The sequence below is a fragment of the Pseudomonas fluorescens genome, from assembly GCF_018614655.1.
Taxonomy (GTDB): domain Bacteria; phylum Pseudomonadota; class Gammaproteobacteria; order Pseudomonadales; family Pseudomonadaceae; genus Aquipseudomonas; species Aquipseudomonas fluorescens_BX.
This window is the reverse complement of the sequence record NZ_JAGGOG010000019.1, coordinates 213,136-226,057: the sequence shown is the minus strand read 5'-3', so window position 1 is coordinate 226,057 and position 12,922 is coordinate 213,136. Positions and strand designations below refer to the sequence as shown.

At 60.5% G+C, this 12,922-nt stretch carries 14 protein-coding genes; 10 read left to right on the top strand and 4 right to left on the bottom strand.

Going from position 1 to position 12,922, the window contains the following annotated elements:
• Positions 1-30: 30 nt before the first annotated feature.
• Both J7E41_RS20740 and J7E41_RS20735 read right to left on the bottom strand, forming a co-directional pair.
• Positions 31-918: a dihydrodipicolinate synthase family protein gene (locus J7E41_RS20740; protein WP_214995759.1), complete on the bottom strand. Its 888-nt coding sequence runs from the start codon at positions 916-918 to the stop codon at positions 31-33.
• A gap of 25 nt (positions 919-943) precedes the next feature.
• On the bottom strand, positions 944-1,726 hold the full coding sequence (locus J7E41_RS20735) for an aldolase (RefSeq protein WP_214995756.1): 783 nt from the start codon (positions 1,724-1,726) through the stop codon (positions 944-946).
• A 160-nt stretch (positions 1,727-1,886) separates the two neighbouring features.
• On the opposite strand from J7E41_RS20735, the gene J7E41_RS20730 reads away from it, so the two are divergent.
• Positions 1,887-2,429, top strand: a complete 543-nt coding sequence (locus tag J7E41_RS20730; protein WP_214995754.1) for a helix-turn-helix domain-containing protein — start codon at positions 1,887-1,889, stop codon at positions 2,427-2,429.
• Between the two features lie 158 nt (positions 2,430-2,587).
• On the opposite strand, the gene J7E41_RS20725 is transcribed toward J7E41_RS20730, so the two are convergent.
• Positions 2,588-3,604: a DUF4917 family protein gene (locus J7E41_RS20725; protein WP_214995752.1), complete on the bottom strand. Its 1,017-nt coding sequence runs from the start codon at positions 3,602-3,604 to the stop codon at positions 2,588-2,590.
• Between the two features lie 125 nt (positions 3,605-3,729).
• Here J7E41_RS20725 and yiaY point away from each other — a divergent pair, with 125 nt between their 5' ends.
• The 6 genes from yiaY (at position 3,730) to J7E41_RS20695 (ending at position 10,222) form a co-directional block, all read left to right on the top strand.
• Positions 3,730-4,878: an L-threonine dehydrogenase gene (yiaY, locus tag J7E41_RS20720; protein ID WP_214995749.1), complete on the top strand. Its 1,149-nt coding sequence runs from the start codon at positions 3,730-3,732 to the stop codon at positions 4,876-4,878.
• 101 nt (positions 4,879-4,979) lie between these two features.
• Complete coding sequence (locus tag J7E41_RS20715) at positions 4,980-5,654, top strand: NAD(P)H-binding protein (RefSeq protein ID WP_214995747.1); 675 nt, start codon at positions 4,980-4,982, stop codon at positions 5,652-5,654.
• Positions 5,654-6,571, top strand: coding sequence for a LysR family transcriptional regulator (locus J7E41_RS20710; protein WP_214995745.1), 918 nt, complete (start codon positions 5,654-5,656; stop codon positions 6,569-6,571). Before J7E41_RS20715 ends, J7E41_RS20710 begins: the two co-directional genes overlap by 1 nt.
• 130 nt (positions 6,572-6,701) lie before the next feature.
• Positions 6,702-7,895, top strand: coding sequence for a CaiB/BaiF CoA transferase family protein (locus J7E41_RS20705; protein ID WP_214995743.1), 1,194 nt, complete (start codon positions 6,702-6,704; stop codon positions 7,893-7,895).
• Positions 7,892-8,830, top strand: a complete 939-nt coding sequence (locus J7E41_RS20700; RefSeq protein WP_214995741.1) for a hydroxymethylglutaryl-CoA lyase — start codon at positions 7,892-7,894, stop codon at positions 8,828-8,830. Before J7E41_RS20705 ends, J7E41_RS20700 begins: the two co-directional genes overlap by 4 nt.
• A gap of 60 nt (positions 8,831-8,890) precedes the next feature.
• Entirely contained in the window at positions 8,891-10,222 is a 1,332-nt protein-coding gene (locus J7E41_RS20695; RefSeq protein ID WP_214995739.1) for an MFS transporter, read from the top strand.
• Positions 10,223-10,225: 3 nt separating this feature from the next.
• Here the strand turns inward: J7E41_RS20695 and J7E41_RS20690 are convergent, their stop codons facing one another.
• Positions 10,226-10,711: a DMT family transporter gene (locus tag J7E41_RS20690; protein WP_214995736.1), complete on the bottom strand. Its 486-nt coding sequence runs from the start codon at positions 10,709-10,711 to the stop codon at positions 10,226-10,228.
• 86 nt (positions 10,712-10,797) lie between these two features.
• Here J7E41_RS20690 and J7E41_RS20685 point away from each other — a divergent pair, with 86 nt between their 5' ends.
• The 3 genes from J7E41_RS20685 to J7E41_RS20675 are packed head-to-tail and all read left to right on the top strand — an operon-like array spanning position 10,798 to position 12,827.
• Positions 10,798-11,694 (top strand): LysR substrate-binding domain-containing protein, encoded by an 897-nt coding sequence (locus J7E41_RS20685; protein ID WP_435304133.1) that lies wholly within the window; start codon positions 10,798-10,800, stop codon positions 11,692-11,694.
• A 27-nt stretch (positions 11,695-11,721) separates the two neighbouring features.
• On the top strand, positions 11,722-12,132 hold the full coding sequence (gene fos, locus J7E41_RS20680; RefSeq protein WP_214995731.1) for a fosfomycin resistance glutathione transferase: 411 nt from the start codon (positions 11,722-11,724) through the stop codon (positions 12,130-12,132).
• A 56-nt stretch (positions 12,133-12,188) separates the two neighbouring features.
• The gene (locus J7E41_RS20675) at positions 12,189-12,827 is read left to right on the top strand and encodes a LysE family translocator (protein WP_214995729.1); all 639 of its coding nucleotides are present in this window, start codon (positions 12,189-12,191) and stop codon (positions 12,825-12,827) included.
• The last annotated feature ends 95 nt before the right edge of the window (positions 12,828-12,922 follow it).

Here is a 12,922-nt window from a genome sequence, read left to right as displayed (position 1 = left end):
GGGGCTTTTTTGTGGCGCAATCGTTATGGCTTAACGCAACTTGGCCAAGAGCTCGCTCAGTTGAGTACGGCCTGCCTCGGCCAATGGGAACACCGGCAACCGCGGATCACCCACTTCCAGGCCCGTCAGCCGCAACCCGGCCTTGATCGTTGCCGGCAAACCGCCCTTGAGGATGAAGTCCAGAAACGGCAACTGGCGATAAAACAGCTCCCGTGCCTTCGTCAGGTCGTTGGCCAACACCGCCTGGTACAGGTCCAGGTTGAGCTGTGGAATCAGGTTCGCCGCCGCCGTGCACCATCCTTTGGCACCGGCCGCAAATGCTTCCAGGGCCAGCGGATTGCAGCCGTTGTAGAACGGCACCTGGCCGTCGCTCAGCTGGTGCAATTGGTGCATACGCTGAATATCGCCAGTGCTCTCCTTGACCATGGTCACGTTGTCGACCTGCTTGAGAATCCGCAGGATCAAGTCCACCGACATGTCGGTGCCGCTGGTGGCCGGGTTGTTGTAGAGCATGATCGGCACGCCGACGCTGTCGCCGATGGCGGCATAGTGGGCAAGGATTTGCGCCTCGCTGAGTTTCCAGTAAGACGTCGGCAGGACCATCACTACATCGGCACCGTGGGCTTCGGCGAAGCGCGCACGGCGTACGGCTTTGGCGGTGGTCAGGTCGGAAACGCTGACGATGGTTGGTACGCGCCTGGCGACTTTTTGCAGGCTGTAGGCGCTGACTTCGTCCCACTCCGCATCGCTCAGGTAGGCGCCTTCACCGGTGCTGCCCAGTGGGGCGATGGCGTGTACGCCGCCGTCGATCAAACGGTCGATGGAGCGGCCCAGGGCGTCGAGGTCAAGGCGTTCACCGTCGGCGGTGAATGGGGTGATGGTGTAGCCGATAATGCCGTGGATAGAAGGGCTGGACATGGAAAGTCTCCGGTCGAAAAGGGTTTCAGTTCAGGCAATCGGCGTGTTGGCGCAGGTTCTGCCGAGCGTAGTAGTTGAACGCGGCGCCGTGGCGCTTGGGCTTGGAAATCCAGTCATGGGCCTCACGCCCCAGTGCCGGCAGGATCGGCTTGACGGTGCCTGCTGCCATCGCCAGCAACTGCAGCTTTGCCGCACGCTCGATCAACTGCGCGATCACGCAGGCTTCTTCGATGGTGGTCCCGGTGGACAATTGGCCGTGGTGGGAAAGCAGAATCGCACGCTTGTCCCCCAGGGCGGTGGTGATGATTTCGCCTTCTTCATTGCCTACCGGCACGCCGGGCCAGGCTTCCAGGAAGGCACAATCTTCATACAGCGGGCAGAGGTCCATGTGGGACACCTGCAGCGGCACTTCGAGCATCGACAGCGCGGCGATGTGGGTCGGGTGGGTGTGAATGATGCAGTTCACATCCGGCCGGCCACGGTAGACCCAGCTGTGAAAACGGTTGGCCGGGTTGGGCATGCCATGGCCTTCGAGGACTTCCAGGTCTTCGTTGACCAACAGCAGATTGCTGGCGGTGATTTCATCAAAACCCAGGCCCAACTGTTGGGTGTAGTAGGTGCCAGGTTGCGGGCCGCGGGCGGTGATCTGCCCGGCGAGGCCGGAGTCGTGGCCGTTCTCGAACAGAATACGGCAGGTCAGCGCCAGCTTTTGCCGGTCGGTCCACGTATTATCCGCCAGGGTGTTTTGCATCTGGCTCAGCGCTTGCTTGACCAGTTGGTCTTTGGGGAGTGCTAATGTCTTGGCCATGTTGGTGTCCTTTGGGTGGTTCAATGGACGTCGGATTTGCTGGTCCCCCACTGCTCGCAAGGTTGTTGGGTGAATGCAAATGACACTTAAAAGACTATATGACACAAGGTGTCATTGGCAAGCACTCATCATCGCTTCTTTCATGGATTAACCGCTGCACATGTCTATCCGTTTGAAAATACTGAGAAAAAAACTGGGTGTGACCTTGGAGTCTCTGGCCGAAAAGTCCGGTATGACCAAGAGCTACCTGTCGAAAGTCGAACGCGGTCTCAATACGCCGTCGATTGCCGCTGCGCTGAAACTGGCCAAGGCGCTGAACGTGAAAGTCGAAGAGTTGTTCAGCGAAGACAGCGTCAGCCTCGACAGCTACAGCCTGGTGCGCAGCCACGAACGTCAGGCGTTGTCGGGCACGGATGCGTCACCGGGTTATGCCGTGTTGGCCCATCAGGTCAGCGAACGCAGCCTATTACCGTTCATCATCTATCCGCCGGCGGAGTTCACCGACAAGACCTTCAAGGAGCACTTGGGGGAGGAGTTTCTGTTCGTCCATGAAGGCCGGGTGGAAGTGGACTTCATGAGCGAGCGGGTGATTCTGGAGCGGGGCGATGCGCTGCACTTCAATGCGCAAAAGCCCCACCGGATCAGATCGGTGGGGGAGGTGCAGGCGCAGTTGTTGGTGGTGGTGCATAGCAGCGAAGAATGATCGCCGCCTTGTTTTGGAATCCGGTCAATGTGGGAGCTGTCGAGCTTTAGCGAGGTTGCGATAGGATCACCTCGGTGTACCTGTCAGACCGCAGCGCCTGCATCGCAGCCTCGCTAAAGCTCGACAGCTCCCACAGTTGATCGCTTTTGTTCAGTAGATCAGTGTTCCACGGGAACCGACAAGGCCGGATTGCCCAGCGCATGCGTGCGTGCATCAAAGAACCGCAACTGCACCTCTATCCCTTCGAACAACCCCGCATAACGCCGCTTCTGCTGCTGGATAAACCCCTCGCTGCGCCCAAATACCGAAATCGCCAGGGTCTTCATCTTGGCCTGCCGAATCGCCTGCACCAGGTGTGAATCCTGCGGCCCCAGGTGATGCCCGAAGATGCACAACGCGCCTTCATGGTTCAGCAACTGCTCGTAGCAGAACGACAGGTAATCGGAACTGCGGATGGTCTTGAGCTTCTCCTCAACCTTGCCTTCGCTGACAAACAGCGGCACATCGTCCAGGGTCTTGATCGTATTGTTGATCGCAAAACTACTGAGCAAGGTGCTGTCGGTGGTCGGTAGTTTACGCGCCGTGCCGTCCAGGTTGCGCACCAGGTGCAGGCCGCCGTGCAGGTACAAAATACGGGTGCTGTCGCCGGCGGTATTACGCAGGTCAAAGCTGGCGTCGGCACTGCGAAACAGATCATCGATGCCCGGTACCTGCAGGATCGACCAGTAGTTGAGCAGGTCGTAGTTGCTGGTGAACACCGTGGAATAGCGGGACAGCTCCTGATTCATTGTCGCAAGCAGCGACGGCTGCACCAGGCGCCACGGAATATGCACGCCGTGGATGGTGTTGATCAGCGCTTCCTTTATTGCGTAGTAACGATTGCGCGGCGCCGCCGAGCTGACCGCCAGGGCCTTGTTGACCCGACTGGTGGTTTTCAGCGCCCCCAGCACCTGTTCGAAACTGCGGGTCTGCATTGCATCGAACACGCTCAGTTCGGATTGGCTGAGCGGCTTTTCCTCCACCGTGCGGGCGCTTTCGAACAGGGAGTCGTAGGCAAAGTCTTCCCACACCGCGCGGCTGGCGCCGTTGCCGATCAGAATCCCGTTGAAGTCGATGCTGTTGCGCAAGGCGCTCCAGTCTTCAAGGTGGGCGTCAACATCCTGGAAATCCTTCATTGCGGCGGGTCTACTCAAAAACGGCTGGGGGGTGACTTTATCATGAGCAGGGCTTGATCCTGGTCAAGATGCCGCAGACGAGGGAGGTCGATGCTGTAGCCATCAACGCTCCCAGAGGATTCTTCATGAGCAGCACCTTCTTCATCCCAGCGGTCAACATCATGGGCATCGGTTGCCTCGACGAAGCCATGACTGCCATCCGCAACTACGGCTTTCGCAAGGCGTTGATCGTCACCGACACGGGGTTGGTCAAGGCGGGCGTGGCCGGCATGATCGCCGAAAAGCTGGCGATGCAAGACATCGACTCGGTGATCTACGATGGCGCCAAGCCCAACCCCAATGTCGAGAGCGTCGAAAGAGGCTTGGCGCTGCTTGAGCAAAGTGCCTGTGACTTCGTGGTGTCCCTGGGCGGCGGCTCGCCCCATGACTGTGCCAAAGGTATCGCCCTGTGTGCCACCAACGGCGGGCATATCGGCGACTACGAAGGCGTTGACCAGTCGGCCAAGCCGCAACTGTCACTGGTAGCCATCAACACCACCGCCGGCACTGCCAGCGAGATGACCCGTTTTTGCATCATCACCGACGAAAGCCGTCACGTGAAAATGGCCATCGTTGACCGTAACGTTACGCCGTTGCTGTCGGTCAACGACCCGGCGCTGATGGTCGGTATGCCCAAAGGCCTGACCGCCGCCACCGGCATGGACGCCTTGACCCACGCGATCGAGGCCTACGTATCCACCGCCGCCACGCCGATCACCGACGCCTGTGCGATTAAGGCCATCGAACTGATCAGCGCCAACCTGCGTCTGGCGGTGCGTGATGGCCACGATATGACCGCTCGGGAAAACATGGCGTATGCACAGTTCCTCGCCGGCATGGCGTTCAACAATGCTTCCCTGGGTTTCGTCCACGCGATGGCGCACCAGTTGGGCGGCCTGTATGACTTGCCTCACGGCGTGTGCAACGCCGTGCTGTTGCCCCACGTGCAAAGCTTCAACGCCAGCGTCAGCGCCGAGCGCCTGAGCGATGTCGCCCGGGCCTTGGGTGCGGACATCAAGGGCGTGACCCCGGAAGAGGGTGCACAAGCCGCTATTGTTGCCATTCGTAGCCTGTCCCATGACGTCAACATCCCCGTCGGCCTGCGGGAGTTGGGCGCCAAATTGCAGGACATCCCGCTGCTGGCCAGCAACGCGCTCAAGGATGCTTGTGGGCTGACTAATCCGCGGCGTGCCGATCAGCGCCAGATTGAAGAGATCTTTCGCAGCGCCTTTTGAGAAGGGCAGAAGTAAGCTGCGCGCTGCAAGCTGCTAAGGTATGGCTCTATTGCCTTTTACTTGCAGCTTGAAGCGTGCGGATTGCCGCTGAGGTCCCCCTTATGAGAGTTCTGTTATTCGGTGCCACCGGCATGGTCGGCCAGGGCGTGTTGCGCGAGTGCCTGCTGGCCAGTGATGTGCAGGAAGTGGTGGCGGTCGGTCGAACGCCTCTTACCCAGGAGCACGACAAACTGCATCAGGTGCTGCACACCGACATGCTCAACTTCCAGCCCCTGGAAAACCTGTTGCAAGGGTTTGATGCCTGCTTCTTTTGCCTGGGTGTGTCCTCGGTGGGCATGGATGAGGCCAAGTACACCCACCTGACCTATGACCTGACCCTGGTGGCCGCCAGCACCCTGGCCCGGCTCAATCCACAGATGACCTTTGTCTACGTGTCCGGCACCGGTACCGACAGTTCCGAGACGGGCAAGGTGATGTGGGCCCGGATCAAGGGCAAGACTGAAAACGCCTTGCTGCGCCTGCCGTTCAAGGCGGTGTACCTGTTTCGTCCTGGCATCATTCAGCCACTCCATGGCGTACGTTCTAAAACCCCGCTTTATCAATCGATCTATACCGTGACAGGCCCGTTGCTGTCGCTGGTTCGCCACACACGGCCAGGTTGGGTGGTGAGCACCGAAACCGTAGGCCGGGCGATGTTGACGGCCGTTCGTCACGGCGCTGCACAGGCGGTGGTGGAGCAAGCGGATATTAATCGCCTGGCCTGCGAGCCTGTCTGATGCTGCAAAAAAGCCTGATCCGTCGCCTCGACCTGATCACCCTGCAGTTGTTTGTTGCCGTCCACGAAGAAGGCACCCTGACTCGCGCTGCCACCCGCGAGGCCATTGCGGTCTCGGCCGCCAGCAAGCGCCTGATGGAGCTGGAACAGGTGCTGGGTGTGAGTCTGTTTGTACGCCGGGCCAAGGGCATGAGCCTCACCGCGGCCGGCGAAACCTTGTTGCACCACGCGCGGCAGATGCTGTTCAACGTCGAGAAAATGGGCCTGGAACTGGGTGAACACAGCCATGGTGTACGCGGCTATGTGCGTATGTTGGCTAATCTCTCGGCGATCATTCAGTTTTTGCCGGAAGATTTGCGGGATTTTTCCGGGCTGCATCCTCAGGTGAAAACCGACCTGGAAGAGCGTCCCAGCCGTGGCGTGGTTCAAGGCGTGCTCGACGGTGTTGCGGACTTGGGCATCTGCTCCAGCGATACCGACACCAAAGGCTTGCTCAGCGTGACCTACCGCCGAGACAAACTGGTGGTGTTGATGCCGGCGGGTCACCCATTGGCCAGCCGTGAAACCCTGGCCTTTGCCGACACCCTGGACAGTGACTATGTCGGCCTGCATTCGGCCAGCTCCATCAATATGCGCACCCACGCTGCCGCACGTGAGGCCGGCAAACTGTTGCGCCTGCGGATTCATGTGCCGGGATTTGATGCGATGTGCCGAATGGTCCAGGCCAACATGGGCATCGGCATCCTGCCGCAAAAAGCCTATGAATTGTTCGGTCGGGCCTTGGGGTTGCAAGCCGTGCCGTTGACGGATGGGTGGTCGGACCGACGGTTGATTCTGGTGATCCGCGATGAGGCTTCGTTGTCACCGGTCAGTCGATTGCTGTTCGAGTATCTACAAGGCACTGAAGCACAAGTCTGACGGATCGGTGTGTCAGGCAATGCTCTATGAATTCGCGTTTCGCGAACGCTCGTTGCCAACTGAAGATTGGATTTATACCGTCGTCGTCCTCTAGCCTTGGCCCACATTCCAAGAATAAGAGGTACACCCCATGACGACTCCCCTGAGCGGTATCAAGGTGATCGAGATCGGCACGCTGATCGCCGCACCGTTCGCCGCACGGTTGTTGGCCGAGTTTGGCGCCGAAGTGATCAAGGTCGAGTCCATGGGACAGGGCGATCCGCTTCGCAAATGGCGAAAGCTGCACGAAGGCACGTCGCTGTGGTGGTACCTGCAATCACGCAACAAAAAATCCCTGGCCCTGGACCTCAAGTCCGCCGAAGGCATCGGCCTGATCAAGCAACTGCTGGCCGACGCCGACGTGTTGATCGAAAACCTGCGCCCCGGCGGCCTGGAAAAACTCGGCCTGGGTTGGGACGTATTACACGCCCTCAATCCCAAGCTGACCCTGGTGCGGATTTCCGGCTACGGTCAGACCGGTCCCTATCGTGATCGGCCAGGTTTTGGCGCTATCGGCGAGGCCATGGGCGGGATTCGTTACACCACCGGCAACCCCGACTCGCCACCGGCGCGGGTTGGCGTCAGCCTCGGCGATTCCCTGGCCTCGTTGCACGGGGTGATCGGCGCGTTGATGTCGTTGTTGCGGGTCAAGACCGGCCAGGGTGATGGCCAGGTGGTGGACGTGTCCCTGGCGGAAAGCGTGTTCAACCTGATGGAAAGCCTGGTTCCGGAGTACGACATGCTGGGCCATGTCCGCGAGCGCAGCGGCGGTGCCTTGCCGGGTATCGCACCGTCCAATACCTACCTCACGGCGGACGGCGCGTATGTGGTGATTGCCGGCAACAGTGACCCGATCTACAAGCGCCTGATGACCACGATTGGCCGTGTCGACCTGGCCGAAGCCGAGGAGTTTGCCCACAACGACGGGCGTGCGGCCAAAAGCGGACTGCTGGACGCGGCGATCACCCATTGGACCAGCAGCTTGCCCATTGACCAGGTGCTCAGTGCCCTGGAAGCGGCCGAAGTACCGGCCGGGCGCATCTACTCCGTGGCCGATATTGTCGCCGATCCGCACTACCAGGCGCGTGACATGCTGCTCAACGCCGACCTGCCCGGCGGCCTGACGGTGAAAATGCCGGGTATCGTGCCCAAACTCTCGGAAACCCCGGGCGCGGTGAACTGGCAGGGACCAAGCCTGGGGCAACACACGGATGACATTCTCGGTGACCTCGGACTGACGGGGGTCGATATTCAGCGTCTGAAAGCCTCGGGAGTGGTGCAATGAAAAACTATGCAGACCCTTTGATCGTGCAGGAAGTCTCGCCTCGGGATGGCTTGCAGATCGAGCCGACCTGGGTCGAGACCGCCGACAAGATCGCTCTGATTGACCAGTTATCCCAGGCTGGATTTTCGCGAATCGAAGCCGGGTCGTTCGTTTCACCCAAGGCCATCCCTGCACTGCGCGATGGCGAGCAAGTGTTCCAGGGCATCACCCGGCGCCCAGGCATCATCTACGTGGCGCTGATTCCCAACCTCAAGGGCGCCATGCGCGCGGTCGAGTCCAGGGCCGATGAGTTGAACCTGGTGATGTCCGCCAGCCAGACCCACAACCTGGCCAATATGCGCATGCGTTGCGAAGCCTCCCTGGCGGCCTTTGGCGACGTGATCAGCTTTGCCACCGACCACCCGGTACGGCTCAATGGCAGCATCGCGACCACCTTCGGTTGCCCATTCGAGGGCACGGTTGACGAAGACCGTGTGCTGCAACTGGTGGATGCCTATCTGGCGTTGGGCATCCAGGGTGTGACGCTGGCCGACACCACGGGCATGGCCAATCCGCGTCAGGTCGAGCGCCTGGTCAAACGGGTGCTGGAGCGGGTGAGCGCCGCTGATCTGACCCTGCATTTTCACAACACCCGTGGCCTGGGGCTGTGCAATGTGTTGGCCGCGTATGAAGCCGGTGCCCGGCGTTTTGACGCGGCCCTGGGTGGCCTTGGCGGTTGTCCATTTGCGCCGGGTGCGTCGGGCAATATCTGCACTGAAGACCTGGTCAATCTGTGTGATGAAGTGGGTATTCATACCGGCATCGACCTGCCTCACCTGTTGCACATGTCCCGGCAACTGCCGGCGCTGCTCGGCCACGAATTACCTGGCCAGGTGGCCAAGGCGGGCCGCAACTGCGATCTGCATCCGGCGCCGGGCTATATCGCGACGCTGTAAGTCTCAACCAGACAACAAAAACAATCGGACACCTATGGGCAGTCCGCCTGGAGAAAAACAATGAGCCTTAATACGTTGGAGGCCGGCGTGCGCCCGGTCGCTGAGCACGATGCCGAAAAAGCCCTGGTCAGCAAGGTCGCCTGGCGCCTGATGCCGCTGATCATGGTGTGCTACCTGTTCGCCTTTTTTGACCGCATCAACATCAGCTTCGCCAAGTTCCAGTTGCAGGCCGACCTGAGTTTGAGCGACACCGCCTACGGCCTGGGGGCCGGGTTGTTTGTCGTCGGCTATGTGATCTTCGAAGTGCCAAGTAACATGATGCTGTACAAGGTCGGCGCCCGTCGCTGGATCGCGCGGATCATGATGTCCTGGGGCCTGGCCACGGCGGCTATGGTATTTGTGACCGCCGAATGGCAGTTCTACGGGCTGCGTTTCATCATCGGTGCGATGGAGGCGGGATTTGCACCGGGCGTGTTGTATTACCTGACCCTGTGGTTCCCGCAACACTACCGTGGGCGCATCACCTCAATGTTGTTCCTGGCCTCCGCGTTTGCCGGGTTGGTGGGTGCACCGTTCTCCGGACTGGTGCTGGAGCATCTGGACGGCGTGCTGCAGATGCGTGGCTGGCACTGGTTGTTCCTGCTGGGTGGTTTGCCCTGCATCGGCCTGGGTTTCCTGGTGCTGACCCTGCTCAAGGATCGCATCGAGGACGCCCACTGGCTGAGTGCGTCGGAAAAGGCCTTGTTGTCCAGCCGCGTTGCCCTGCATGAGCCGAACAAACACGGCGGTTCGCTGCTGGCGGCGATACGTATTCCGGGCTTCCTGATGCTTGGGTTTATCTACTTTCTGATCCAGGTCGCGTCTTACGGCCTGAACTTCTGGGCGCCACAACTGATCCGCAGCGCCGGCACCCAAAGCCCGGTGATGATCGGCTTGCTGACGGCTATTCCCTACGTGTGCGGAGCTATCAGCATGGTGGTGATCGGACGTTTATCGGACGCCACCGGCGAGCGCCGCAAGTTTGTCAGCGGCTTGGTGGCCCTGGGCGCGGTGGGGTTCTTCTGTGCCGGGATCTTTGCCGATCACACCACATTCCTGATCGTCGCCTTGGGCCTGTTGGGTGCGGGTATCATCGCCTCAATTCCGACCTTCTGGACCTTGCCGCCGAAACTGCTGGCCGGTGCAGGGGCCGGGGCGGCGGGTGGAATCGCGGTGATCAACACCCTGGGCCAGTTCGGCGGCATCGTCAGCCCGGTGATGGTCGGCCGGATCCGCGACCTGACCGGCAGCACCACCCCCGCGCTCTATGTCATTGGCGTGTGCGCGCTGATCGCAGCGGCGCTGTTGCTCTGGGGCTTGCCGCAAAAATTGCGGACACTGGACAAGTGCTGATCATCAAACCGCCGTCAGAATTTTACTCGGCGCCGCACTGAACTGAATCAGTGCCACGCCCCCGATCAGCATCAGCGCCCCGATCAACCGGGGCGCTGTCAGGTGCCGTTCCACCAGGCCGAACAGCCCGAAATGATCCAGCAATAGCGAGGCGATAATTTGCCCGGCCATGGCCAAGGCAATAAACCCCGACGCGCCGAGCTTGGGCAGCAGGATCAGTGCCAGGGAGATGAAGCACACCCCGAACGCGCCACCGGCCCACATCCACAAGGGCGCCCTGGTGATGAAGTCCAGGCTGGGTAGCGGCAAGCGCAGCGCCACAATGACGGGCAGCAACACCACGATGCTCACCAACAATGAAGCCAGGGTCGCCCATAACGGGTGCCCCAGCCCACGCCCGAGATTGGCGTTGATCGCGCTTTGAAACGGAACCACCGCGCCTGCTATCACCGCCAACAGCAACAAACCTACCCAATGCAACGTCGTCATGAAAATTCTCCCAGAGGTTTTTCTGGACTCTAGAGCATTCGTCGCGCAAATTTAAATTCCAGGTTCTTATGTTGGACATGCACCGGATGAATGATCTGCGCCGCATTGACCTCAACTTGCTGGTGATCCTCGACGCCTTGCTCAGCGAGCAACACGTCACCCGTGCCGCCGAGCGTCTGCACTTGAGCCAGCCGGCGGTGAGTCATGCTCTGGCGCGCTTGCGCGATCTGCTGGGAGATCCGCTGTTGGTGCGCCAGGGCGGCACGCTGGTGCCCACGGCTCGCGCCCTGGAACTGGCCACGCCGTTGGCCGACGCCTTGGCCCAGGTGCAAGCGCTGCTGGCGCCGAACCGTTTTGACCCCGCCTCGGCCAAGCGCACCTTTCGCCTGGCCATGTCGGACTACGGTGCTGCACTGCTGTTGCCGGGACTGGTGCGCACCTTGCGTCGGGAAGCCCCCGGGATTGATCTGCTGATCATCCCTGCCAGCCGCGAAGGCATGGTCGACGGTGTACTCAACGGCGATATCGACCTGGCAGCCGGGGTATTTCCCGACCTGCCTGCGGAATTGCGCAGCACGCCCTTGTTCGAAGAGCACTATGCCTGCCTGGTAGACCGCGACAGCCTGCCCGCCGATGGCATCCTCGATCTGCCCACCTACCTGGCGCGTCCCCATGTACTGCTGGAAATGCGCGGCAGCGGGACCCCGGAAATCGAACGGGCGCTGACGGCGATTCGAGAACGTCGACATGTCGCCATTAGCCTGCCGCATTGGGGCGTGGCTCCCCAACTGATTCAGGGGACCGACCTGATTCTCACCGTGTCGTCCCGCAGCCTGCTCGACATTGATCAGGCGCGGCTGTTGGCCGTGCCGCCGCCATTTCCTATCCCTGCCTTTGCCTTTGTGCTGACCTGGCATTCGCGGCGGGGAGGGGATCCGGCGTTGCAGTGGTTGATTGAGCGGGTTGAGAATGTATTGTCTTGATGTTCACGCCCAAAAAGGACTCACAACATGCTCTCAGGCCTCAACCACCTGACCCTGTCCGTCACTGACCTGAACCGCAGCGTCGGCTTCTACCACGACCTGTTGCAGCTGCATCTGGATGCCACCTGGGACAACGGCGCTTACTTCTCGCTGCCTGGGCTCTGGCTGTGCCTGTCGTTGGACCCGTTGCGCCCCTGCGCCCCTGCGGCCGAATACACCCACTACGCATTCAGCGTCGCCGCCGCCGATTTTTCGGCTCAAGTGGAGCGTCTGCGAGCCGCCGGCGTGCAGGAGTGGCGGGACAACCGCAGTGAAGGTGCCTCGTTCTATTTTCTCGATCCCGATGGCCATAAACTGGAAATCCATGTCGGTGATCTGGCGTCACGCCTACAGGCCTGCCGTGACAAGCCTTACGCGGGAATGAAGTTTTACCCGTAGCCACAGAACATGCAGAATCAACCGACCCGCTTTCCCACTGCCAGAGCCAAACGCCCATGACTTCATCCTTGTTGTTTGCCGTCCTCGCCTCGGGTTTTATCTACGCCATTACGCCCGGCCCTGGCGTGCTGGCGGTGTTCGGCATTGGTGCCGCCCGTGGTCGTCGGGCCGGGGCGGGTTTTCTGTGTGGGCATTTGCTGGGGGATGTGGTGTGGTGCAGCACCGCGTTGATCGCCATCGTCGGCGCCCGGGAAATCGGCAGCAGTGCCTTTGATGTGCTGGGTGTGCTGAGCGGCCTGTATCTGTTCTGGCTTGGCTGGCGCGCTATCCGCACCCAGCGCGGCAGCGGGGAAACGCCTCAGGGCGCGGCGCGTAAACCGTTCTGGCACGGCATCCTGTTCGGCCTGACCAACCCCAAGGCGTATCCGGTGGCTGTGGCGACCTTCACTGCGTTGCTCTCCAGCCGTGCTGAATTGCTGACCTGGTCGATGCTGCCATGGCTGATCTTCATCAGTTTTGTGGGCGGTATTGCCGCCTATGCGATCCTCATCGGGGTGGTCGGCGCCCGGCAGGTGCGTGCTGTTTATCAGCGTCATGAAGTGATGATTACTCGGTTATGCGGGGTGATGTTTATTGGCTTTGCCATCAATGCCCTGGCTCATGCATTGCCGGGACTGTTCGGGCACAAGGCGTGAACCACTGACGACCGTTCGTCGCACTGGCCAGTTTTTTCTAAACCTTTGCCGCCTTGAAAATTCAAATTCAGGGCGGGGCTCGTTCCCCGACACCT